Origin of the sequence: Peptoniphilus sp., assembly GCF_034090345.1 — a bacterium.
Classification (GTDB): Bacteria; Bacillota; Clostridia; order Tissierellales; family Peptoniphilaceae; genus Peptoniphilus.
Map to the genome: position 1 here is coordinate 1 of NZ_JAXDSS010000130.1, position 23,454 is coordinate 23,454.

Below are 23,454 nucleotides of genomic sequence, written 5' to 3' on the forward strand. Positions count from 1 at the left end.
AAAACTAGTATAAAGAGTATCTTTGAAGAATCTCAAGGAACAATAGCGTTAGAAGATGCAGAAATTATAGTTACTTGTGGAAGAGGAGCTTCAAAAGGTGAAGGATATGAATTAGTAAATGAATTAGCCAAAATATTGAAAGCGCCTATTTCAGGAACAAGACCGGTAATAGACGATGGTATTCTACCTAAAACTTCACAAATAGGACAATCAGGAAAGATAGTTGCACCAAAATTATATATAGGATGCGGTGTGAGCGGTTCAGTGCAACACGTTTCAGGAATTCAATCATCTAACTTTATAATTGCAATTAACAAAGACGAAGATGCACCAATTTTCAACATATCAGACATAGGAATAGTTGGAGACTGCGAAAAAATACTACCATTATTCAATGGAGAGATTAATAAAATTGTCAGTAACAAATAAATAATAACACTTATAAGTTAATACTACTAATTTAAAACGATTTCTAAAAACACAATTAGGAGGAAACTATGTTATTTCAATTACTTGTTATGTTTGGAACAGCCTATATAGGGCAGTTTATATCAAATATATTACCATTTCCATTTCCGGGGACAATTATTGCCAGTTTGATTTTATTTATACTTTTACAGATGAAAATTATAAAAATAGACAAACTAAAGGGAATAATAGATATATCACATAAGTACTTAGCTCTTTTCTTTGTTCCTGTAGGAGTTGGAATTTTAGAATATGCAACTCAATTCAGTATAGAAGTATGGTTGAAAATATTTTTATTAATAATATTATCTACAGCAGCAACAATGATTATTACCGGAAAGGCTTCAGATTTTACAATAAAAATATTTAATAAGGGGGAAATAAATGATTGATATATTGACAAAAGATCCTCTATTTAGCGTATTTATAACAGTAAGTGCCTATTTATTAGCGACAAAAATAAAAGAAAGACATAACTATAACATACTCAATCCAATGTTGGTAGCTATGCTAATTGTAATATTTACATTGGTATTATTCAGAATACCGCTTGAAAATTATGAAAACGGAGGTAAAATAATAAAATTTATGATATCTCCAATTGAGACTATAGTTATAGGAGTGGGGTTGTATAAACAAGTAGAAACACTAAAGAAAAATTTTATATCTATGATTATATCGACATTTATTGGAGGTGTATTTGTAGTATTGTTTGTAATTTTTATTGGAAGTGCAATGAGCATGCCAAAAGATGTTTTACTTGCAAGCATACCTAAGTCAGTAACAACAGCAATAGGAATAGAGATATCAAATAAAATGGGCTGGATGACATCTATTACAGTAATGTACATATGTACTACAGGAATAGTTGGGGCTGTAATAGCAAGGCCGATTATAAAAACTTTTAAAATAAAAAATCCAATTTCTCAAGGTTTGGCAATAGGTACAGCAAGCCATGCTGTGGGAACGAGTGAAGCTATAAAAATAGGTGAAGTTCAAGGAGCAATAAGTGGGCTTTCAATAGGACTTCATGCGATAATTGCATCAATTATAATACCTATTATAGTGAGTATTTTAGGAGTTGCTTAAAAACATATTTATTGTATTAGAAAAATGTAGAAAGGTAGAATTTAGAAAATAAAATATTTCTAAATTCTACCTTAATTTACTTAAAAATTGAATTTTCAGGATTGAACTCTTCTATGAACATTAAAACGAATACAATACTAAGTATTATAGAACTCATTAAAATTGCCTTAGAGGAGAATAATTCAATAAATATATTTCCAAGTATTGCTCCAAGTATAAAACAAAGTATAATACCAAAATATAGTCGAGTCTTTTTTAAACTGAGTTCATCTCTATACATCAAGAAGTTATACAAATTTTCAGTTCCGCTTCTGAGATTTCCGATACACATTGTTGTTGCAATTGGATGAGAATAAATTTTTCTAAAACTTTCGACTTGAATACCACAAGCTAGAGAAATTAAACTGTTGGCCAAAAGATTGTATTCAGTTGAAATAAAAGCAACAACGGAAAAAATTAAAATTTCAATAAGGACAGAAAGTTGTCTCCAGTGTAGTTTATATTTATTTTCAAAATATCTAAAAAAATCAGCTAAAATTATTCCAAATGCAAAGGCAATAACAGGCCAAAAATATTTAATAGACTCGTGGATATTTCCTTCAGAAAGATAAATTCCAAAGAGAATTATATTTCCGGTTTGAGCATTTGCAAATACATGATCCCTAAAAATATAGGAATATGCATCCATAAACCCACCTGAAATAGCAAGTAAGACGCCTATTAAAATTGTTTCTGACATTTGTATTTTTCTATTCATAACACCACTTCTTAATATTAATATTATATTTAGAAGTATAACATATTTTAAAAACTATAGATTAAAGAATTAATTCTAAGTCAATGAAATTTATTTTCTTAAATTTTTTAAATTTTCTTCAACTAAATTAATTCCTAAACTATAAGAATTATTATATTGTTCTAAAATTAATTTTAAAGTTTGTTTAGAGTATGTATATAATTCACTTCTAAAATAAGTTAATATAGATGGTAATAGAGTATTCTTATAAAGATTGCGGCTATTATCTAACAAATTAGAGTGTGATGATACCAGCTCTTCTTCCCAAAGAATATGTATATTTAAAATAGAATTAACTAACGAACTTTTTTCTGAATCTACAATGGGAAGAAAATTTTCAATTTCTTTATAATATAAATAGTCTGTTTCTTTCATCATATAAGCATATTTTTCAGTTATCAAATTTCTATCTTGGGATTTTGCTAATTCCAAATCAAATAAATAAGATTTTAGAATATTTTCATTATATATAGACCAGTAACTTAACCGAGAGTTTAAAAAAGTAGCCATATCTTTTTGGCAAGGTTCTTTACCTTTAATACTTTTTACTGATTTAAAAAACATCCATTCGGATACTAAAATATTTTTTAATAAAATTTCTTTATTCATATAATAACCTACTTAATCCAAGTATTTTCATTTTTTAAATTATTGTCATGTATATTTTCAACTATTTCAGAAGAATGTCTTAATAGAAAATTATCTGCAGTTTTTGAAATTTTATTTTCTCTTAAATAATTAGCAAATAAAACACATAACTCTTCTATAATTTTGATTTTTTTAATAGAATCTGTTTTATCATTTAATGAAAGCAGATCATCTATTTTACACTTACTTTCATATCCTAATAATTTAAGATTTTCTAAACTTCTATATTGCCACTTATAAAAAGGCATGAATTTTTTATTTATTAAATGTATTAATTCACAGTAGTTTTCTAAAAATTCACTTAATGATATTTGTGCTCCAAAGTAATTATTTCTTTTTAAACATCTTTCATAGTTATATTGACCTGCTTGAGCAGCTTTATTACAACAGTAAGCAATTTTTTTATAAACTAAATCTTGGGGATAATAATTTAAAAGCCTATTTCGTATTTTAGTGAAATAACCTAAATTATCTAAGAAGATTTTTCCGTTAGTAGCTAAACTTAGTAAATCTTGAGGAACTTTTCTATATTCAGAAATAGTTACGGGACCTTCTTCAAAAAGAGTGTAGTATTTATAAAAATTTTCTATTGATTTTATAATTAGTAAATTAGAATTAATTTCTATTTTTTTATTTTTTATAACATTATAGGCACTTTTAGGAAGAAACCAATAACACTTTGTTTCAAAATTATGGTCTTCAGATATGTAATCATCATATCCGTAACATTCAGAACCTTCTCCAACAAGACCAAAACATGAAATGTTCCATAAATCTTTATGATGCTTTAAAACATAATCTGAAACATAGTTATTAAAAAAATTTTCACTTCGATCTAAGCCGGATATTCTTTTTGAACTATCTTCTATGAATGACTCAATTTTTTTAATATTTTTAAGCACTATTTTATATGCCTCACTATCTATTCCATATGTATTCGTTATAAAGTTTTTAGACAATTTGTAAAGTTTTAGGCTATTTTGATAATCCTTTTTTCTAAAATAATAATCTCCTAGATTATTTAAAACACTTGCGTATAAAGGATTATTAGCATTTATATTCAAAGATAAAATTTCCTCAGCTTTGAATAAACAGTATTTAGATTCATCAAATTTCTCTAGATTTAAGGCAACTTCATATAAGTTGTTATATGTAGTTGCTAATTGTATTTTATATTCAGGCAAACCCAACAATATAGTTTCAGCTTTTTTTAAAAGATCATAAGCTTTGTCCCAAAATTTTAATGTAATAAACAATAAAGATAGATTATTTAAATTTGCAGCATATGAATAGCCATAGGAATGAATTTGTTCAAAAATAATATTAGCAAGTGAAAAGTATTCTATACTTTTTTTATAATCTTTTTTCAAGCGATAGGCATTTCCTAAGTTAGCAAGGGTATTAGCGTAAGCTTCTGTATTTTTTAAATTTTCTTTTTCAATTAATTCTTTTGCCAAGAGAAGAGTAGAGATACTTTTTTTATAATTACCTGTATTTCTAAGGGCTCCACCATAATCATTCAATAATTCAATTAGCTTTACAATATTATTTTCATTTACTGAAAGTTTAATACATTTTTCAATTATAGGAAGCATATCTTTTTCTTTTCCTTGCTTTAAAAGAGTTTTATATTGTTCTTGTAAAATTTTTATATTATTCATATTATTTTTAACAACTCCTGAGTAGGTCGTTCAATTATAGAAGTATTTATAATATCATTTTCATTAAAAAATTTTGATATTAATTTCGAGCATTGCTTTGTAGAGGAAAGTTCTCCTTGTGCAAAGAATAGGCCTTTACCGAATAATCCTAAATTTATTTGAATTTTCAGTAAATTTATATTTGAATATTTATTGCATATATCGGCAGCTTTAATAGCAGTAATGCTATTTTTAGATTCTAAAACAAATAGAGATGAAAAATTTTTAAATGAAGGATTTTTGTTTATAATTTTTATAATATCTTTAGATATGTTTAAAACTAGATCTGAGTTAACATGATTATCTTTACAAAAAATATTTATAGATATAAGATCTGAATCAAAACCTTCTAAAATAAATAATATTCTACCGGGACATATGTTTTTACTTAAAAAAATTTTAACCGGATAATTCAGAAGAATATCATTTAAAATTTCATAAGATTTAGAAATTTGATTGAATTCTATAAGAATAAAAGATTTATTCATGTACAATCCTCCTATTTGATTAGTTAACGATTATTATATACTTTATTAAAACTAATGCAATAAATTATATGAAAAGGTTTTGATAGAGCATAATATAGTTTTATATTTTACACAATTAAAAAATAACAATTATATTGATGATATTAATTTTTAAATAAGTTTTAATTTTACCATAAAAAAGTCTTATAACTATTCTCGAAAAGCTTAAATTATTGTGTAAAATTAATGAAAACTGATACAAGAATTATCAAGTTTAAGGTTTGTCGCTACATAAAACTATCAGTAAAAAGGAGGATATTCGAATGATAGAAAAAGGTTTTTCAAATCCTACAGAAAGAGTTAAGAGATTAAGACAAGTAATAATTGATGCTAAACCTCAAGTTGAAGCAGACAGAGTAGTTTTGATTACTGAGTCTTATAAAGAAACAGAAGGAATGCCTAATATATTAAGACGTGCTAAAGCAGTAGAAAAAATTTTCAATAATTTACCTGTGACAATTCGTGATGATGAATTAATAGTAGGGGCTATAACGGTATCTCCAAGATCAACAGGACTTTGTCCGGAGTTCTCGTATGATTGGGTTGAAAAAGAATTTGATACGATGAGTACAAGAATGACAGATAGATTTGAAATCCCTAAAGAAACTCAAAAAATATTACATGAAGAGTTTAAATATTGGAAAGGGAAAACTACTTCTGCTCTGGCTGAATCACTTATGAGTAAAGAAACAAAAGATTGTATAGCTAATGGTATCTTTACAGTAGGAAACTATTTTTATGGTGGTGTGGGACACGTAAATGTTGGCTATGAAAAAATACTAAAAAGAGGATTTAGAGGGATAATTGAAGATTCTATAAAAGCTATGAATGATTTAGATCCTAATGATCCTGAAAGTATTCAAAAAACTCAATTTTATAAAGCTGTCATAATTTCTTATACAGCAGCAATAAATTTTGCGCACAGATATGCAGAAAAAGCAAGGGAGATGGCATCTGTTGAAACAAATCCTATCAGAAGACAAGAGTTGCTGAAAATTGCTGAAAACTGTCAAAAAGTTCCGGAGTATGGGGCAACTAATTTTTATGAAGCATGTCAATCTTTCTGGTTTGTTCAAATTTTAGTTCAAATAGAGTCAAATGGACATTCTGTTTCACCAGGAAGATTTGATCAATATATGTATCCTTTCTATAAGAATGATAATATAGATCCTGAATTTGCTCAAGAATTAATAGATTGTGTTTTTGTAAAACTTAATGATATTAATAAGACTAGAGACGATGTTTCTTCACAAGCATTTGCAGGATATCAAGCATTCCAAAATCTTTGTGTAGGAGGACAAGATTCAGAAGGTAAAGATGTAACTAATGAAATCTCATATATGTGTATGGAAGCTGTAGCACATGTTGCATTACCGGCACCATCTTTCTCTGTAAGAATTCACCAAAATACACCTCAAGAATTTTTATTAAGATCATGTGAAGTTTCAAGATTAGGATATGGAGTACCTGCATTTTATAATGATGAGGTAATTATTTTAGGATTAGTTGCAAGAGGAGTATCGTTAGAAGATGCAAGAGATTATGCAATTATAGGATGCGTAGAACCTCAGGCAGCACATAGAACTGAAGGTTGGCACGATGCAGCTTTCTTTAATATAGCAAAAGTTTTGGAAATAACATTGAATAATGGACGTTGTAATGGGTTACAATTGGGTCCGAAAACGGGTGAGCTCACTGATATGAAGTCAATAGAAGATATCTTTTGTGCATATCAAAAACAAATGGAATATTTTGTAAAATTACTTGCTGAGGCAGACAACTGTGTAGATTATGCACATATGGAAAGAGCAAAATTGCCGTTTATGTCAGCGTTAGTTGATGATTGTATAAAGAGAGGAAAAGCTGCTCAAGAAGGAGGAGCACTATATAACTTTACAGGACCTCAGGCTTTTGGTGTGGCTGATTCAGGAGATTCTCTATATGCAATATATAAAAACGTTTTTGAAGATAAAAAAATAACTTTGGAAGAATTAAAAGAAGCATTAGAAGCAAATTTTGGATTCACAGATTCAATAATGCCGGGTTCTTGTGAAAAAACAACTGGAGAAATGTCTGAAAATGAAATTTATGAAGCTGTTAAAAATATTTTAGCAAGTACAGGATCCGTAGATTTAGATATCTTGGAAAAGAAATTAAATGAAGGAAATATTAATACAAGCTGTGGATGTGCCTGTGAAGAAACAACAGGAAGATTTAAAACTATTCAAAAAATTCTTGAAAATACAGATAGCTTTGGAAATGATAATGAAAAATGTGATGAGTTTGCGATAAGATGTGCAAAAATTTATTGTAATGAAGTTGATAAATATGTAAATCCAAGAGGAGGACAGTTCCAAGCAGGAATTTATCCGGTATCAGCAAATGTATTGTTCGGGAAAGATGTAGGAGCTTTACCTGATGGAAGACTTGCAAAGAAGCCTTTAGCTGATGGAGTATCACCAAGACAAGGTAAAGATGTCAATGGTCCTACAGCGGCGGCAAATTCTGTTGCAAAATTACCACATGCTCAAGCTTCTAACGGAACTCTTTACAATCAAAAATTTTCACCTAAGGCTGTAGAAGGTGAAAAAGGATTACAAAATTTTGCTTCGATAATAAGAACTTATTTTGATCATAAAGGAAGCCATGTTCAATTTAATGTAGTAAACAAACAAACATTACTTGATGCACAAAAAGATCCTGCAGCAAATAAAGATTTACTGGTAAGAGTGGCAGGTTATTCAGCTCATTTCATTACCTTGGCGAAAGAAGTTCAAGACGACATCATAAATAGAACAGAACATATGATGTAAATATATTTCTTAGGGGGAGACTATGGAAGCGATAGATTACAGTAAAGAGGGCATGGTTTTTGATATACAGAGATATTCTATAAATGATGGACCAGGTATAAGAACTATAGTCTTCCTAAAAGGGTGTCCACTTAGATGCGTTTGGTGCTCAAATCCGGAGTCACAAATGTATGAAAAGGAATTAATGTATAGGAAAATATTGTGCATAAATTGCGGGAATTGTGTGAACGTTTGTAAAAATGGAGCTATAGGACCCCAAAATGAAAATTGGATAGACAGAGAAAAATGTGTAGTTTGTGGAGAGTGTGTGAATGTTTGTCCTGCAAGTGCATTAGTTGTAAAAGGTAAACTGATGAGTGTTGAAGAAGTAATAAGTGAATTGAAAAAAGATGAATCTTATTATTTAAAATCTAATGGAGGAATAACACTGTCGGGAGGAGAAGCATTAATGCAACCTGAATTTACAAAGGAATTATTAAAAGCTGCAAAGTCAAGGGGATGGCATACTACTATAGAGACAGAAGGCTATGTTTCAGAAAATGTTATAAAAGATATTCTGAGGTATGTAGATTTAGTTTTGTTGGATATAAAGGCAAATAATTCCGAAATTCATAAAAAATTTACAAAAGTAGACAATACATTAATAAAGAAAAATGCAAAAATTATACAAGAAATGACGAAAACAGTTATTAGAATACCTTTAATACCTGGCGTGAACAGTGATATTAAAGAATTTACAGACATAATAAAATTTGTTAAGACATTAGAAAATGTAAATGAGATACACATTCTGCCATATCATAATTTTGGAGAGAGCAAATATTATCTTTTAGGAAGAGACTATCAGCTTTCAAAAATTAAAAAATTAAACGAAGAATACGTGGATAAATTAAAAAACATAGTTGAAGAGTTCGGTTATAAGTGTGAAATAGGAGGCTAATGGAGGTAGAAATGGATAGAGAAATGTTAGAGAAAATCATGGGTCAAGTTTCTGAAGAATTGAACATAAATGATAACAAAGAAAAAAGTTCAGGAGATCGTGATATAGGAGTAACCGAATTTGTTGGAACAGCCATAGGTGATACTATAGGTCTAGTTATTGCAAGTGTAGATCCTTTATTAACTGAAACAATGAAACTAGGTAAGTATAAATCAATAGGAATAATTGGATCAAGAACAGGAGCAGGACCTCAAATAATGGCAGTAGATGATGCTGTAAAAGCAACTAATACTGAGGTCATTTCTGTAGAATTACCAAGAGATACAAAGGGTGGAGCAGGACATGGTGTTCTAATATACATAGGGGCAGAAGATGTTTCAGATGCAAGACGTGCAGTTGAAATAGCATTGGATGTTCTTCCTAAGTATTTCGGAGATGTATATTCAAATGAAGCTGGACATCTTGAATTTCAATATACAGCAAGAGCAAGTTATTGCTTAGAAAAGGCTTTTGGTACACTGATAGGGAAAAGTTTTGGAATGGTAATAGGAGCTCCTGCAGCTATAGGTACAGTATTAGCGGATGTAGCAGTTAAGGCTGCAAATGTTGAGGTGGTAGGATATGCATCACCGGCAGAGGGGACTTCATATTCAAATGAAACAATATTGACTTTTACAGGCGATTCAGGCGCCGTTAGACAATCGGTAAGGGCAGCCATAGAGGTAGGTAAGAAATTATTAGGCTCATTAGATGTTGAACCTAAATCTACAACAACACCATATATATAAATTTTAGAATAGTTATTAGAATAAGGAGGAAATTATGAATTCAGATGCATTAGGAATGGTAGAAACTAAAGGTTTGGTAGGAGCTATAGAAGCGGCAGATGCCATGGTAAAAGCTGCCAATGTTACATTAGTTGGATATGAAAAGATAGGATCGGGCTTAGTAACAGTAATGGTGAGAGGAGATGTAGGTGCAGTTAAAGCGGCTACAGATGCTGGAGCAGCTTCAGCGAGAGCCATAGGTGAAGTAATATCTGTTCATGTAATACCAAGACCACATACAGATACAGAAAAAATTATTCCAAACTTTGGCAAATAAATTGTTTTTAAATGTTATTTATTTTCTTTAGTTAATATTGCTATGAGTTAAAGTATTGAATCTAATTAAATTCAATACTTTAACTGTAGTATGTGAGTTGAGGAAGTTAATATTATGAATATAAATAAAAAAGATTTAGAAAGACTATTTCAAATTATTTCCGCCTATAAAGAAAAAGAAAAAATTGAAGAATACAATATAGTTTTTTCAGCTCCATGGGAAAATAAGTATTTTTTAGCACTGGATTATTTAAGGGAATTTAAAATAAAATTAAACGCAGTTATTTCTGAGGATTTAGAAGCAAATTATAAAGATATTATAACTAAATTTTTGAATTGGAATAAAATAATTTTTTTTAAAGAAGTAAATTTAGAAGATATGGCTGAGATAAAGACATTATTTTTAAATATAAACAGAAACTCTTTGGTAGATATTGCACTTCTTAGAGAAGGGGATTTTGAAAGTAAGTTAGTATCTAAATTACTCCAAAAAGGCACTAAGATTTTGCTGTGGAAATGTAGTGTTGAGAGATTTAAAAAAGGAGAAAATTCTTATTACAGAAAAAAACTTCTATCGTATTATGATGAGATTTCTAAGATGGGAGTAGATATAGTTGATTTAGAGGTGGTGAGTCAAGAATGAAAGAAGCTCTTGGATTAATAGAGGTTATTGGATTAACTAATGGGATAGTTGTAGCAGATGCTATGGCTAAAACAGCAAATATAACTATACAAGACATTGAAATAACTAAAGGATGCGGATATGTAACTGTCAAAATAACTGGCGATGTAGGAGCTGTAAATGCAGCAATAAGTTCGGGAAAAGCTTTGGCAATAAAAAATGATAAGTTTATTACATCTAAGGTTATACCAAGACCGGCTGATGTTATAAATGAAAGATTTTTGAACAATATAGAAGTGATTGACAGTAAAATTACAAATAAAAAAGAAGAAAAGAATAAAAAAGAAGAAAATAAAAAAGTTGAAGAAAATAAGGTAAAAACTAATGAAAAACAGATAGAAGCTAAGTTTGATAAAGATAAAAAAAATCAGTAATGCATATTTCTAAAAATAAGGTGACAGTGGGGATTGTATGTTTATTGCAAAAATCGTTGGCAATGTTGTTGCTACAAGAAAAAGTGAAAGTTTAATAGGATATAAGCTGATGATAATTCAACCTTTAACGGCTAAAGGAGAAAATACAGGAAGAGAAAGCGTAGCTGCCGATTATGTCGGTGCCGGAATAGGTGAAATTGTATTAGTTGGTTCAGGTTCTTCTGTAAGAGTTGAAGAGAGTAAAAAATCATCTGTTATAGATTTAGCGATAATTGGAATAATAGACGAATTAATAGTTTAGAGGTTAATTTTATGGAAAAATTTAGAGGGGTTTTCAATTCAGTTCAAGAAACTATAGAATCCGTATCGTTAGCATTCAAAACATATAGAGAATTTGGAATATCAGATAGAGAAGAAATAGTAAGGGAGATAAGAAAAGAACTTTTAAAACATGTAAATGTGTTGGCTGAAAAAACTATAGATGAAATATGTATGGGGGATATAGCTTCAAAAAAACAAAAGATAAAATTAGCAATAGAAAGAACACCGGGCACTGAAGATTTATACACCGAAGTTATTACAAGAGATAAAGTAATGACTTTATATGAATTATCTCCATATGGAATAGCGTGTGCAATACAACCAAGTACAAATCCTTGTGCAACAGTTATAAATAATGTAATAGGATTGTTGTCTGCAGGCAATGGAGTAATAATATGCCCTCATCCAAGAGCAATAGAAACAACTAAATTTTTAGTAAGTATAATCAGCGATATTATTTCAAAAATTACCGGATTAGATAATTTAGTAGTTACGCTTGAAGATATATCGATGCAAAATATATCTGAAATCATGAATCATCCGGACATAGATCTTGTAGTGGTTACAGGAGGTTCATACATAGCCAAATATGCCAATAAGTGTAATAAAAAAGTAATTTCTGCGGGTCCCGGCAATCCAACGTTTATAGTAGATGAAACAGCAGATATAGAAAAAGCTGCCAGAAATATAGTAAAAGGTGCAACTTTTGATAATAATATATTATGTGTTACTGAAAAAAATATAGTTGTTGTTTATGATGTATATGAAAATTTAAAATCAGAACTTATAAAAAATTCAGTTTATTATGTTGATTCAATTGATGAAATGTTAAAACTTGCAAAAATATTGTTGACAGAGGATTTAAAACCAAACAAGTTTGTCGGGGGAAAATCAGCAAGTGATCTTTTAAAGATGGCTAGAATAGAAGTTGACAAGGAGTATGCTTTAATAGCGGTAGATGTTCCTAAAATTCATCCATTTGTCACAGAAGAATTATTAGTACCTTTAATAACGATAGTTAAAACTAAGGACTTTGAAAGCGCTCTAGATGAAGCAATATTTATTGAGCAGGGATTACATCATACAGCAGGGATTTATTCTAATATTATAGAAAGATTAAATATTGCAGCTAGAAAATTGCAGACTTCAATTTTTGTTAAGAATGGTTCTTCTCTAGATGCAATAGGTTTTTCTGATGGAAATCCTGTTAGTTTTACAATAGCAAATATAAGCGGAGAAGGGGCGATAACAGCAAGACATTTTACAAGAAGGAGAAGATGTACATTGGTAGATGCTTTCTCAATAAGGTGATATGAATGAATATTATAAATAGCAGTACAAAAATTATTGTTGGGAAAAATTCATTAGATTATTTAAAAGATTATAAAAATAAAAATATTTTAATTGTAACAGATAAATTTTTGGCACATAGTGAATTGATAGATAGCGTATTAAAAAATTTGTCAGAGAATAAGGTTAATCTTTTTGATGAAGTTTTCCCTGACCCAACATTAAATACTGTAAAAAATGCTTTGAAACAACTTCTATTAAATGAAATAGATGTATTAATAGCATTTGGCGGAGGTTCTCCAATAGATGCCGCTAAAGCAGTAGCATATGTGGCTCAGAAGGGATATATGAGAAATTGTGAATTAATAGCAATTCCTACAACAAGTGGTACCGGATCAGAGGTTACAAGTGTTGCAGTTATAAAAGATGAAGACAAACATTTAAAACATTTGTTAAAGTCAGAATTAATGTTACCAAAAGTTGCAATAATAGATGCAGAACTTACTAAAAGTTTACCAAATACAATAGTGGCAAATACGGGAATGGATGTATTTACACATGCTTTAGAGGCTTATGTAGGTAAAAATAGTAATACATTTTCAGATGCTTTATCAGAAAAAGCTGGAGAAATCGTAGTAAAGCATTTATATAAAAGTTATAAAGGGGAAGAATACTCTAAAGAGCAAATGCACTATGCTTCTACGCTTGCGGGTATGTCTTTTGAGATAGCTGGACTCGGATTAAACCATGCGATTGCACATCAAATAGGAGGGCAATTCGGAGTAACCCATGGATTAGCTAACAGTTTACTATTGGAAAAAGTTATAGATTATAATTCAAGCAATAATGATGTTATGAAAAAATATGTAAAGTATGCTGTAAAAATAGGACTGGCAAATAATTCTATGTCAGATGAAAAAACAATAGTTTTATTAAAAGGATTTATACGTGCAATACAGTGCTTAATGAATATTCCACAAAATATATCTAAGTGTAATATAAGTAAGGAAGTTTATTTTAGCAAATTAAAAAAAATAGCAATTAATACAAAGAAAGATAATTGTATGAAAACTACACCAATCAATATTACAGAAGAAGCGATTATAAAGATATTGAAAAAAATTTTTTGAAATATTGTAAAATAATACACAAATAAAAATGTATTGTTTTATGGAGGAAATATTATGAATACAGATAACGTTTCGAAAGATTTATTATGTAATATGAATATTCAAAATCAAATAGATGATAAATATACTGAAAATATCAAAGATTTAGATATTATTTCAATATTTGGAAAGGATTATTTAGAACAGTTACAGAGAATAATTTCGGATGTTACAGGTTTAGCAATAGTAATAGTTGATTATAAAGGTGAACCTGTTACAAGTATGACTAATTTTTCAAAAAAATGTAAAAAACTTAGAAAACATAAAATGGCAGAAATGATATGTAAATTATCAGATGCATCAGGAGCTATAAGAGCTGCAGTAACTCATAAGACAAGTATTTATTTTTGTCCTTTTGGTAGATTAGAAGTAGCTGTTCCAATAGTTATAAAGGGACATTATTTAGGTGCTTTTTTAGGAGGACAAGTTTGTTGCAATGATGCTCCTGAGAACGTATATAAAATGCAGGAGTTTTTAGTAGAACAATCTATATTAGACGAGATAAGGGATCTAGAATACGAAGAAGATAGAGTATATAGTTATAATGAATTTGTTTCAGTAGTAAAATTAATAGAATTTATAATCTTGGAAATAATAAAAAAAGAGTTAATTTCAGGATATCATGAGAATAAAAATAAATCTAAGATAAGAGAATTGGAAAATAAATTGGAAATTATGATTAAAAAAAATAACGAAATTGATTCAAAATTAAAGATTGTAACTAGTACAGTAAATAAATTTTTTATTTTAAAAGTAATTGACTCAATATCAAACCTTTTATTGATAGAAGATAGAACTATTTTGTCAGAATATATAGGTTATTTAAACGAATATTTAAATTATGCTTTAGATGATTCTCCTAAAAATATATATAAAACCATAAAAGCTATAGAAAGCTATTTTGAAATAAGAAAAATAGAATATGGAGAAAGACTAAATTATAGAATAGAGGTTAATGAAGAAGTTCAAAATTTTATAATGCCGTATAGAATACTAATTCCATATATGTATAAATTAAGTGTAATTGGACTCTCTTTAGGAAATAAGAATTATAATATTTCGTTAGATATAAATAAAGAAGGAGAGGATATTAAAATCGTTATAGAAGACAACAGGAGTATAAATGATGACAAAAATGTTGTTGTAAATGGTGAAAGAGAAGACATATCGATATTAGATGAGCATTTAAAATATTTAAATGAAAAAATGGTTATTGAGTTTGGCAAACAGTATTCTATTAATTATAGTGAATCGTCTAGTGGAACTACTGTATGTATAAAATTTCCAATTCAGAAATTACAGGACAAATTATGAAAAATATATTATTGATCAGTAATCAAAATTTATTAAAGAAGACAATATGTAAAATAGTCAATTCTGAATTTAGTTCAATAAAAATATTTAATGAATCTCAGAATTATATAGATGCATTAGAAATATGTAAGTATAAAAAAATAGATGTAGTTTTTTCAGATTTACTGACAACAAACGAAGAAATTATTAATTTTAAAAAAGTAATTAAGGAAATAAATAACACAATACTGTACATAATAGTATTCAAATTTGAATTAGAGCAATTTGATGTAATGAAGATAGGATTAAATAATATTATACTTAGACCAATAAGTGTAAAAGATATAAAAGAAAAGTTGATAAATACAACTACTGAAATGTATAAAGAAAAATACGGAGCAAAAATTAATAAAATAAACAGTTTAATATGCAAGGGAGATTTTTTAAACTCGTATGAAGTTATAAAAAAAGAATTAATAGATGTATATAATACGGGAACAATAATGCAAATGAAAGATAAAACATTTATATTAGGACAAAATATTATTACATCAAGTAATACATATAGCCAAAAACGCATAAAAGAACTGTTATATGCAGACTCATTAATGGATATTTCTAAAGAAGGGGCTTTAGTTTGGATTTTTGAAATTTTAGATTATTATTTCAATGCTAAATCTGTAGATAAGTATCCAATACTGGAAAATGTTTTTGTTTATATATCAGAAAATTTGGAAAAGAATATCTCTTTAAAAGATGTGGTTGATATTTGTGCAATTTCTCAAGGATACCTGAGCAGGTTATTTAAATTTGAATACAATCTTACAGTTTTAGAATATATTCATTTAAAAAAAATAAATTTAGCTAAAAGAATTTTTATTGAAGAGGATATTAGTGCAACAGAAGTGGCTTTTAGACTAGGATACAATGAAAGGGGATATTTTAGTAAAGTGTTTAAAAAGTACGAAGGGAGCACAATAGAGGAGTTTAAATTTAAGTTGAGGGGATAATATGACAGAATATTTGTTAACTTCTGAATCTGTTACAGAAGGACATCCGGATAAAGTGTGTGATCAAATTTCAGATGCTATATTAGATGAATATTTAAAAAAAGATTCGGATTCAAGAGTTGCCGTTGAAACGATGATCTCAAATAATTTATTAGTAATAGCAGGAGAAGTAACATCAAAATCTAAAATAAATATAGAGGAAATAGCGAAACAAGTTTTAAAAGAAATTGGTTATACAGATGATAACTCCGGATTCAATGTAGATAAGTGTACCATTATTACAAATATAGATGAGCAGTCTAAAGATATATCCCAAGGAGTAAATAAGGAAAGAATTTGTGCAGGAGATCAAGGATTAGTTTATGGTTACGCAGTAGATGAAAGTTCAAATTATATGCCTATAGGAATTGAATTAGCGCATAATCTTGTAAAAAGACTAGCTTTTGTTAGAAAAGAAAATATAGTTGAAGGATTGTATCCGGATGGTAAAAGCCAAGTAAGTATAGAATATAGCGAAGATAAAAAAATTAAATCTGTAAAATCTATAGTTATTGCCGCTCAACATCATGACTACATAGATTTAAATAGACTAAAGAAAAAAATTATTGATGAAGTTATATTAAAAGAGATTGACAAGAAATATATTACTGATGAAACAAAAATATATATAAATGCTACGGGAAAATTTTCTATAGGGGGGCCTAAAGCAGATGTAGGGTTAACAGGCAGAAAGATTATAGTTGATACCTATGGCGGAGTAGGGAAACATGGTGGAGGAGCCTTTTCAGGTAAAGATTATTCTAAATCAGATAGATGTGCAGCATATATGGCAAGATATATGGCAAAAAATATAGTCGCAGCAGGTTTAGCTAGGGAATGTGAAATACAATTAGCCTATGTTATAGGTAGAGAGGAAGCTCAGAGCTTGAATATAAATACATTTGGAACTGAAAATATAGATTTAGAAAAATTATATTTGGGAGTAAGACAAATATTTGATACTAATATTAATTCAATTATAGAACATTTAGACTTAAAAAGAGCAATTTATAGAGATACAGCTTGTTATGGTCATTTTGGCAGAAATTTTAGTTGGGAGAGGCTGGATAAAGTTGAGTTGTTAAAAAAATTAATTTAGGAGTAAAGGTATGGAAATATTATCAATAATAGTAGCATTTTGTGGTGGATTTGTAGGAGCCTCTATAGGAGCAATACCTGCATTTATAATGACAGGATTTTTTGCAATAATATCAGGCATATTGGGGTTGTCAGGGATAAGTGATAATACTTTAGGAATTATAGCTTTTGGGCCTTTTTTTGGACCACATATAACTTTTGCAGCAGGAGCAGCTGCAGCAGCATTTGCAAAAAACAGAAGAAATAAATTAGAATCATCTCAAGAAATCTTAACACCTTTATTTGGGAAGAACGATCCCGCTATTTTATTGGTGGGAGGATTGTATGGAATATTAGGATATATAATATGGTATTTAATTAGTAATCAAACAGTTCTGATAACTGATTTTCCAGCTGTTTCTGTAACAGGAGTACTTATAATAAACAGATATGTGCTGGGGAATACAGGAATTACCGGGAAACCTTTAAATGGTCAGAAAAAAGTGTGGAAACCAACAACGATTGAAATAATACACCATGGTTTATTTGGTGCAGTATTGGGATTATTAGTAATAATAGGCGCAAAACAGCTGATTGGTGTAGGAATATCTGAAGAAAATATGAAAATTTATCCTGTACTTATATTCGGAATAAGTGCTTTTTCACTTATATTTTTGCAAGCTGGATGGAGCATACCTATAACACACCATATAGCATATCCTGCAGCAGCAGTTTATATTATGTCGGGAAGCATAGTTGTGGCAACAATTTTTTCAACTTTAAATTCTATAGGGTGGGTTTTAGCGGCAAAAATATTTAATACTGATTGTGATACATATATAGATCCTCCAGCTATTGTTATAGCAACAAGTTTATTGATAGCTAATTTAGTTTTTTAAGAGGAATAACCTATGAATAAAGAAAAATTAATAGATGAAATAGCCGATAGAGTAATGTTAGAATTAAAAAAATTTGAAAATTATAAAATACCAGTAGGAGTATCCAATAGGCATGTTCATATTTCAAGAGAAGATTTAGATATACTTTTTGGAAAAGACTATGAATTAACAGTAAAAAAAGAATTAAAACAGCCGGGACAATTTGCGGCGGAAGAGACAGTAACTATAGTAGGACCAAAGGGACAATTTGAAAATGTTAGGATATTAGGACCTATTAGAAGAGAGAGTCAAGTTGAAATATCACTTACGGATGCTTTTAGATTGGGAGTATCAGCGCCAATAAAAGAGTCGGGAAGTTTAGAAAACACTCCGGGAATTGAAATAGTTGGGCCAAAAGGAAGTGTAAAATTAGAAAGAGGAACTATAGTAGCATTAAGACATATTCATTTGACACCATCTCAAGCTAAAAAGTTTAATGTAAAAGAAGGAGAGTTTGTAGATGTACAGTGTTTTGGTTGCAGAAAAGCTACAATAAGTAATGTCTTAATTAGAGTTTCAGAAAAATATTCTATAGAAATGCATTTAGATACAGATGAAGCAAATGCTATAGGAGTTAAGAATGGTGATTTCATAATATTAAGCAAGATTTTAAACGGGTGATATTTTGATTGAAAAAGAAGAAGTAGAAGAGTTGTGTAAAGTAATAGAAATTAATAAAAAAAATAAATTTAAAGGGAAATTAAAAGTTGGAGTTGATTTAGGGACTTCTAATATAGTTTTAGTAGTATTAGATTCAAGAAATAAGCTTATAGCAGCTAAATCTTGTAAATCAAAAGTGGTAAAAGATGGTATAGTTGTTGACTATATACAAGCTGTACAAGTTGTTAGAAAATTAAAATTAGAGCTAGAAGAAGAATTAAATACAACGCTGGATGTTGCAAGTTGTGCAATACCGCCAGGAATACACAAAAGCAGTATAAGAATAATAGAGAATGTTGTTGAAAGTTCAGGATTTAAAGTTTCAGTTGTATTAGATGAGCCGACAGCTGCTGCTACAGTTTTAGGAATAAAAGAAGGGGCTATAGTAGATTTAGGAGGGGGAACTACAGGGATAAGTATTTTAAATGGCAGTAAAATTATATTCACTGCTGATGAACCGACGGGAGGCTCACATATGACTTTAACTATAGCGGGATATTACAATATAGATTTTGATGAAGCAGAAAAAATAAAAATAGATATGAAGAGAGAAAGAGAAGTTTTTGTTATAATTAAACCTGTTTTAGAAAAAATGGCATATATAACTAAAAACTTTATTAAAGATTTTTCCGTCAATAAAATTTATTTAGTTGGAGGGGCTTCTAATTTTAAAGGAATAGAAGAAATCTTTAATACTATTACAGGGATAAAAACTGAAAGAGCAAAAAACCCACATTTGATAACACCGTTGGGCATAGCAAAGAACTGTTAGTTTGGAGGCAATATGGATAAAATAATAGTGGAAGATTTAATTAGAAAAGTAATAGATGATATAAAAAATGAAGGAAAGAGTATAGAATATACTCAGAGCAGATTTGGAATATTTGAAGACATGAATAGTGCGATAGAAGCCAGTGCAGAAGCCCAAAAAAAGTTATATTCTCTATCTTTACAACAGAGAAATGAGATAGCTAATATTATAAGAGAAGTTGTACTAAAAACAGAAAACTTGGAGTTAATATCATATAAAGCCGTAGAAGAAACTGGGATTGGAAAATATGAAGATAAGATTATAAAAAATAAAGTTGCGGCTGAAAAAACACCCGGAAAAGAAGATTTGATTACAAGAGCAATTTCTGGAGAATATGGTTTAATGATAGAAGAATACTGTCCGTTTGGTGTTATTGGCTCAATAACACCAACCACTAATCCAACTGAAACAATAATAAATAATTCTATATCTATGATAGTTGGTGGTAATACAGTAGTATTTTCTCCACATCCAAGAGCTAAAGAAACTTCAAAATTATTAATAAAAATGATAAATGAAGCATTAGAAGAAAGGGGAGCACCAAAAAATTTAATAACAATGGTAGAAGAGCCATCAATAGAAAATACTAACATAATGATGAATCATCCGCAAATAAGATTGTTAGTAGCTACAGGAGGACCTGGAATAGTACAATCAGTATTGTCATCAGGTAAAAAAGCAATAGGAGCAGGAGCCGGTAATCCTCCGGTTGTAGTAGATAGAACAGCAGATTTGGATAATGCTGCAAAAAGTATTGTTGCAGGAGCAAGTTTTGACAATAATGTTCCGTGTATAGCTGAAAAAGAAGTTTTTGCGGATATGAATATTTGCGATTTGTTAATACATTATATGAAGAGATATGGAGCATATGAGTTGACGTCTGCAGAGACAATTCAGCAATTAGATGAATTGGTTAGTCAAGAAAATGGCAAACCTAAAACTGAATTTGTTGGAAAGAGTGCTAAATATATTTTAAATAAATTAGGCGTAGATGTGTCTGATGAAATTAAACTAATAATAATGAGAGTTGGAAAGAATCATCATTTAGTTCAAGAAGAAATGATGATGCCTATATTACCTATAGTAGCTTGTGAAAATGTAGACATAGCAATAAAATATGCACATGAAGCGGAACATGGCAATAGACATACAGCTATTATGCATTCTAAAAATGTAGATAATTTATCACATATGGCAAAACTTTTAGAGTGTACAATTTTTGTTAAAAATGCACCATCTTATGCAGGGATAGGAGTAGAAGGAGAAGGAAGTACTACATTTACAATTGCAGGACCTACGGGGGAAGGAATAACTTCAGCAAAAAGTTTTTGTAGAATAAGAAGATGTACAATTAAAGATTCATTTAGTATTAGGTAAATATTATAAAAATAGTGTCATAAAATTATCGACACTATTTTTTATGTAAAATATTTAATAAATGGAACTATTTTGATTTTATAGAGTCTAATAAGTATAAGGAGGGAGAAATGGACATAAATGAAGATTTTAAAAATTTAATGGAAAATAGAGAAGATAAACTCTATAAAATTGCATTTACTTATTTGAGAAATAGAGATGATTCTATGGACTGTGTTCAAGAAACGCTTTTAAAAGGACTAAAAAATTATCACAAACTTAAAAATAAAAAGTATTTTGACACTTGGATTATTAGAATTTTAATTAACACTTGCATCGATTATATAAATAAAAATAAAAGTACAGTGCAATTAAATGAAGAAATGACAAGAGAGGAGATACAAGAAAATTATGACGAAACAATAGACCTAATAAACGCAATAGGAGAATTGAATAGTGAACAGAGAGAGCTAATATTTTTAAAGTACTTTAAAGGATACTCAAATTTTGAAATAGCTCGGGAAATGCACATAAAAGAGGGAACGGTAAAGAGTAGAATTCACAGAGTTTTAAAGAAACTTAGATTTTCAATGGAATAATATGGAGTGAAGATAATATGAATTTAAAAAATTTAGATAATATAAAAGTTCCGGAAGAATTGGATGAATTAAAAGAAAAATTGTATAGAGATGAATTGAATAATAAGAAGGCTAAGAAGTTTAGATATTCTTATATAGCGGCTACTTTGGCCTTTGTATTTGTATTGGGAATGGCGTTTCCAAAATATACAAGAGATTTGCCATTGTATAACAATATATTTGAGTTGTTTGGAGATGAAAATTATCAAAGCGCAAGTGAGTACATTGATGAAGAAGTAGTTTCAAATGGAGTAAGTATAAGACTTGTAGATGCTGTTTATTCGAATAATGAAGTCAGCTTGACAACTATTATAAAAATGAAAGAACCCATTGGAGAAAATGTAGCCTTGAGTTCAGATTTAGCAATTAAAAATTTTAATATTCTTGGAATGACAGGTAATTCTGGAGTTAAGTATATGGGAAATGGAATCTATATATCAGAAAGTAAGATGAATATAGATTTTAAAGAGCATAAATCAAAAAAATTTGCTGAAAAAGCTGACAAGATAAAAGTTAAGTATAAAATTGACGGGATATTTAACTATGAAACCAAGAAAGAGATAAAAGGAAATTGGAAATTTGATATAGAATTAGAAAATTTAAAGTCAGATGTGTATGTATTAAATAATAAACAAGAACAAAATGGAATCTATTTGAACATAGATAGGATTGAGATTGATGATGTGGGAACTAATTTTAAAATTTCTTGGTGGAATGATTTAGAATTATACCCTATGATAACTCAAGTTGATGATATTTATTTAGTAGACCCAAATGGGAATAGCTTTAAATTAGAACAAAAAGGTATTTGGGGAAATAAAGATATTGTAAATTCAGAAGCTAAATTTTCTAAAAAGATAGATACTGACCAAGATTATATCTTAAAACTCACAATGAGAAAATCAGATATAATTGGCTATAACGAACATGGAAAAATTGAAAAGTATGAAATAAAAGACAGAACAGTATATGAAAAAATACCAAATGTAATAGAATTTGAAATCCCGATAAATTTGAAAAAATAAAATTGACTAAAGAGGTGGTATTATAGAATGATTTTTACGCATTCTGCAATACCACCTTGTTCTTTTAAAACTCTTCTATTATTTCATAATCACTTTCTGTTTCGTCATTTTCATGCAAATATAGTGCTGCATAAGTTCCCTCCATGTAAGGAGTTAGAATTAAAAATCCAAGCCCAAATGTAAGAACAGATACAATAACCCATGGAATGAAAGAAAGATTTAACAGAAAAATATCAAATTTCTTTCCTGAAGTCATCTCTTTAGAGAGCATCATTGCCTCTTTAGCAGAATATTCAGGATGGTCAGATAGGATGTATGGTACATAGTAGTATTGATAGCCTTTAACTATTCCGGGAATTATAAGAAGTAACGACCATAAAAATATAATCATGTCCACATATAACATTTTAAGAGCATATCCAACCCAATGATTGTCTGTAAAAGTTGTAAACATATCCGCTACTCTTACTTCATCATATCTATAGCCGTTTAAAAAGAATCTTTTAAGTCCAATGCGCATAGGTTTTACTATAAATATGGAGCCTAAGATACCAACTACAAATAAAATCAAAAGTAGTGTACCGGTTACAGATATAGTGGCAAATTTTGCCAATTTATCAAAATTATTTTTAGGAGTTGTAGTTAATTTATTGATAAAAATATTATCTGAGGTGTTTTTGTTGTAGA

At 29.1% G+C, this 23,454-nt stretch carries 26 protein-coding genes; 21 read left to right on the forward strand and 5 right to left on the reverse strand.

Translation table 11 applies throughout. From position 1 onward, the window contains the following. The 3 genes from SOR77_RS09625 to SOR77_RS09635 form a co-directional block, all read left to right on the forward strand. Positions 1-429: electron transfer flavoprotein subunit alpha/FixB family protein (locus tag SOR77_RS09625; protein WP_320636886.1), on the forward strand; the 429-nt coding region annotated here is incomplete at its 5' end. 68 nt (positions 430-497) lie between these two features. Then, complete coding sequence (locus tag SOR77_RS09630) at positions 498-860, forward strand: CidA/LrgA family protein (protein WP_320636887.1); 363 nt, start codon at positions 498-500, stop codon at positions 858-860. Continuing rightward, positions 853-1,557, forward strand: coding sequence for an LrgB family protein (locus SOR77_RS09635; RefSeq protein ID WP_320636888.1), 705 nt, complete (start codon positions 853-855; stop codon positions 1,555-1,557). Before SOR77_RS09630 ends, SOR77_RS09635 begins: the two co-directional genes overlap by 8 nt. A gap of 76 nt (positions 1,558-1,633) precedes the next feature. On the opposite strand, the gene SOR77_RS09640 is transcribed toward SOR77_RS09635, so the two are convergent. The 4 genes from SOR77_RS09640 to SOR77_RS09655 form a co-directional block, all read right to left on the reverse strand. After that, positions 1,634-2,314, reverse strand: coding sequence for a YoaK family protein (locus SOR77_RS09640; RefSeq protein ID WP_320636889.1), 681 nt, complete (start codon positions 2,312-2,314; stop codon positions 1,634-1,636). Between the two features lie 90 nt (positions 2,315-2,404). Continuing rightward, a complete protein-coding gene (locus tag SOR77_RS09645) occupies positions 2,405-2,962 on the reverse strand; it encodes a DUF4125 family protein (protein WP_320636890.1) in 558 nt (185 codons plus the stop codon). Positions 2,963-2,970: 8 nt separating this feature from the next. After that, positions 2,971-4,662, reverse strand: a complete 1,692-nt coding sequence (locus tag SOR77_RS09650) for a DUF4037 domain-containing protein (protein WP_320636891.1) — start codon at positions 4,660-4,662, stop codon at positions 2,971-2,973. Then, positions 4,659-5,189, reverse strand: coding sequence for a BMC domain protein (locus SOR77_RS09655; RefSeq protein WP_320636892.1), 531 nt, complete (start codon positions 5,187-5,189; stop codon positions 4,659-4,661). The genes SOR77_RS09650 and SOR77_RS09655 overlap by 4 nt, the downstream gene beginning before the upstream one ends. 302 nt (positions 5,190-5,491) lie before the next feature. Between SOR77_RS09655 and SOR77_RS09660 the strand changes: the two genes are divergently transcribed. The 18 genes from SOR77_RS09660 to SOR77_RS09745 all read left to right on the forward strand — a co-directional run bounded on the left by SOR77_RS09660 (position 5,492) and on the right by SOR77_RS09745 (position 22,767). Next, positions 5,492-8,041 carry a glycyl radical protein gene (locus SOR77_RS09660; protein WP_320636893.1) on the forward strand — a complete coding sequence of 850 codons (2,550 nt, stop codon included), beginning with the start codon at positions 5,492-5,494 and terminating at the stop codon, positions 8,039-8,041. 22 nt (positions 8,042-8,063) lie between these two features. After that, entirely contained in the window at positions 8,064-8,981 is a 918-nt protein-coding gene (locus SOR77_RS09665) for a glycyl-radical enzyme activating protein (RefSeq protein WP_320636894.1), read from the forward strand. 11 nt (positions 8,982-8,992) lie between these two features. Beyond that, positions 8,993-9,769: a propanediol utilization microcompartment protein PduB gene (gene pduB / locus SOR77_RS09670; protein ID WP_320636895.1), complete on the forward strand. Its 777-nt coding sequence runs from the start codon at positions 8,993-8,995 to the stop codon at positions 9,767-9,769. Positions 9,770-9,803: 34 nt separating this feature from the next. Next, positions 9,804-10,085: a propanediol utilization microcompartment protein PduA gene (gene pduA, locus SOR77_RS09675; RefSeq protein WP_004819684.1), complete on the forward strand. Its 282-nt coding sequence runs from the start codon at positions 9,804-9,806 to the stop codon at positions 10,083-10,085. 114 nt (positions 10,086-10,199) lie between these two features. Continuing rightward, a complete protein-coding gene (locus tag SOR77_RS09680; RefSeq protein ID WP_320636896.1) occupies positions 10,200-10,727 on the forward strand; it encodes a hypothetical protein in 528 nt (175 codons plus the stop codon). Further along, positions 10,724-11,140, forward strand: a complete 417-nt coding sequence (locus SOR77_RS09685; protein WP_320636897.1) for a BMC domain-containing protein — start codon at positions 10,724-10,726, stop codon at positions 11,138-11,140. Before SOR77_RS09680 ends, SOR77_RS09685 begins: the two co-directional genes overlap by 4 nt. A 37-nt stretch (positions 11,141-11,177) precedes the next feature. After that, positions 11,178-11,441 carry a EutN/CcmL family microcompartment protein gene (locus SOR77_RS09690; protein ID WP_004819687.1) on the forward strand — a complete coding sequence of 88 codons (264 nt, stop codon included), beginning with the start codon at positions 11,178-11,180 and terminating at the stop codon, positions 11,439-11,441. Positions 11,442-11,452: 11 nt separating this feature from the next. Beyond that, complete coding sequence (locus tag SOR77_RS09695; RefSeq protein ID WP_320636898.1) at positions 11,453-12,772, forward strand: aldehyde dehydrogenase; 1,320 nt, start codon at positions 11,453-11,455, stop codon at positions 12,770-12,772. Between the two features lie 5 nt (positions 12,773-12,777). Further along, positions 12,778-13,881 (forward strand): iron-containing alcohol dehydrogenase, encoded by a 1,104-nt coding sequence (locus tag SOR77_RS09700; RefSeq protein WP_320636899.1) that lies wholly within the window; start codon positions 12,778-12,780, stop codon positions 13,879-13,881. Between the two features lie 54 nt (positions 13,882-13,935). After that, complete coding sequence (locus SOR77_RS09705; protein ID WP_320636900.1) at positions 13,936-15,234, forward strand: PocR ligand-binding domain-containing protein; 1,299 nt, start codon at positions 13,936-13,938, stop codon at positions 15,232-15,234. After that, positions 15,231-16,223, forward strand: coding sequence for an AraC family transcriptional regulator (locus SOR77_RS09710; protein WP_320636901.1), 993 nt, complete (start codon positions 15,231-15,233; stop codon positions 16,221-16,223). The genes SOR77_RS09705 and SOR77_RS09710 overlap by 4 nt, the downstream gene beginning before the upstream one ends. A 1-nt stretch (position 16,224) precedes the next feature. Then, a complete protein-coding gene (metK, locus tag SOR77_RS09715) occupies positions 16,225-17,361 on the forward strand; it encodes a methionine adenosyltransferase (RefSeq protein WP_320636902.1) in 1,137 nt (378 codons plus the stop codon). Positions 17,362-17,371: 10 nt separating this feature from the next. Further along, positions 17,372-18,238, forward strand: a complete 867-nt coding sequence (locus SOR77_RS09720; RefSeq protein ID WP_320636903.1) for a hypothetical protein — start codon at positions 17,372-17,374, stop codon at positions 18,236-18,238. 12 nt (positions 18,239-18,250) lie between these two features. After that, complete coding sequence (gene pduL / locus SOR77_RS09725; RefSeq protein WP_320636904.1) at positions 18,251-18,898, forward strand: phosphate propanoyltransferase; 648 nt, start codon at positions 18,251-18,253, stop codon at positions 18,896-18,898. A 4-nt stretch (positions 18,899-18,902) separates the two neighbouring features. Continuing rightward, positions 18,903-19,709: an ethanolamine utilization protein EutJ gene (eutJ, locus tag SOR77_RS09730; protein ID WP_320636905.1), complete on the forward strand. Its 807-nt coding sequence runs from the start codon at positions 18,903-18,905 to the stop codon at positions 19,707-19,709. A 12-nt stretch (positions 19,710-19,721) separates the two neighbouring features. After that, positions 19,722-21,125, forward strand: a complete 1,404-nt coding sequence (locus SOR77_RS09735; RefSeq protein ID WP_320636906.1) for an aldehyde dehydrogenase family protein — start codon at positions 19,722-19,724, stop codon at positions 21,123-21,125. A gap of 110 nt (positions 21,126-21,235) precedes the next feature. Then, on the forward strand, positions 21,236-21,703 hold the full coding sequence (locus SOR77_RS09740) for a sigma-70 family RNA polymerase sigma factor (protein ID WP_320636907.1): 468 nt from the start codon (positions 21,236-21,238) through the stop codon (positions 21,701-21,703). A gap of 17 nt (positions 21,704-21,720) precedes the next feature. Further along, positions 21,721-22,767, forward strand: coding sequence for a DUF4179 domain-containing protein (locus SOR77_RS09745; protein WP_320636908.1), 1,047 nt, complete (start codon positions 21,721-21,723; stop codon positions 22,765-22,767). 64 nt (positions 22,768-22,831) lie between these two features. Here the strand turns inward: SOR77_RS09745 and SOR77_RS09750 are convergent. Continuing rightward, a partial coding sequence (locus tag SOR77_RS09750) for a DUF975 family protein (protein WP_320636909.1) occupies positions 22,832-23,454 on the reverse strand: 623 nt, incomplete at its 5' end.

Coding starts and splice junctions, on each gene's coding strand:
- SOR77_RS09680 (WP_320636896.1), top strand. CDS start 10,200: ATGAATATAAATAAAAAAGATTTAGAAAGACTATTTCAAATTATTTCC.
- SOR77_RS09640 (WP_320636889.1), bottom strand. CDS start 2,314: ATGAATAGAAAAATACAAATGTCAGAAACAATTTTAATAGGCGTCTTA.
- pduA (WP_004819684.1), top strand. CDS start 9,804: ATGAATTCAGATGCATTAGGAATGGTAGAAACTAAAGGTTTGGTAGGA.
- metK (WP_320636902.1), top strand. CDS start 16,225: ATGACAGAATATTTGTTAACTTCTGAATCTGTTACAGAAGGACATCCG.
- SOR77_RS09705 (WP_320636900.1), top strand. CDS start 13,936: ATGAATACAGATAACGTTTCGAAAGATTTATTATGTAATATGAATATT.
- pduL (WP_320636904.1), top strand. CDS start 18,251: ATGAATAAAGAAAAATTAATAGATGAAATAGCCGATAGAGTAATGTTA.
- SOR77_RS09635 (WP_320636888.1), top strand. CDS start 853: ATGATTGATATATTGACAAAAGATCCTCTATTTAGCGTATTTATAACA.
- SOR77_RS09710 (WP_320636901.1), top strand. CDS start 15,231: ATGAAAAATATATTATTGATCAGTAATCAAAATTTATTAAAGAAGACA.
- pduB (WP_320636895.1), top strand. CDS start 8,993: ATGGATAGAGAAATGTTAGAGAAAATCATGGGTCAAGTTTCTGAAGAA.
- SOR77_RS09660 (WP_320636893.1), top strand. CDS start 5,492: ATGATAGAAAAAGGTTTTTCAAATCCTACAGAAAGAGTTAAGAGATTA.
- SOR77_RS09685 (WP_320636897.1), top strand. CDS start 10,724: ATGAAAGAAGCTCTTGGATTAATAGAGGTTATTGGATTAACTAATGGG.
- SOR77_RS09690 (WP_004819687.1), top strand. CDS start 11,178: ATGTTTATTGCAAAAATCGTTGGCAATGTTGTTGCTACAAGAAAAAGT.
- SOR77_RS09630 (WP_320636887.1), top strand. CDS start 498: ATGTTATTTCAATTACTTGTTATGTTTGGAACAGCCTATATAGGGCAG.
- SOR77_RS09695 (WP_320636898.1), top strand. CDS start 11,453: ATGGAAAAATTTAGAGGGGTTTTCAATTCAGTTCAAGAAACTATAGAA.
- SOR77_RS09645 (WP_320636890.1), bottom strand. CDS start 2,962: ATGAATAAAGAAATTTTATTAAAAAATATTTTAGTATCCGAATGGATG.
- SOR77_RS09665 (WP_320636894.1), top strand. CDS start 8,064: ATGGAAGCGATAGATTACAGTAAAGAGGGCATGGTTTTTGATATACAG.
- SOR77_RS09720 (WP_320636903.1), top strand. CDS start 17,372: ATGGAAATATTATCAATAATAGTAGCATTTTGTGGTGGATTTGTAGGA.
- SOR77_RS09700 (WP_320636899.1), top strand. CDS start 12,778: ATGAATATTATAAATAGCAGTACAAAAATTATTGTTGGGAAAAATTCA.
- SOR77_RS09650 (WP_320636891.1), bottom strand. CDS start 4,662: ATGAATAATATAAAAATTTTACAAGAACAATATAAAACTCTTTTAAAG.
- SOR77_RS09735 (WP_320636906.1), top strand. CDS start 19,722: ATGGATAAAATAATAGTGGAAGATTTAATTAGAAAAGTAATAGATGAT.
- SOR77_RS09740 (WP_320636907.1), top strand. CDS start 21,236: ATGGACATAAATGAAGATTTTAAAAATTTAATGGAAAATAGAGAAGAT.
- SOR77_RS09745 (WP_320636908.1), top strand. CDS start 21,721: ATGAATTTAAAAAATTTAGATAATATAAAAGTTCCGGAAGAATTGGAT.
- SOR77_RS09655 (WP_320636892.1), bottom strand. CDS start 5,189: ATGAATAAATCTTTTATTCTTATAGAATTCAATCAAATTTCTAAATCT.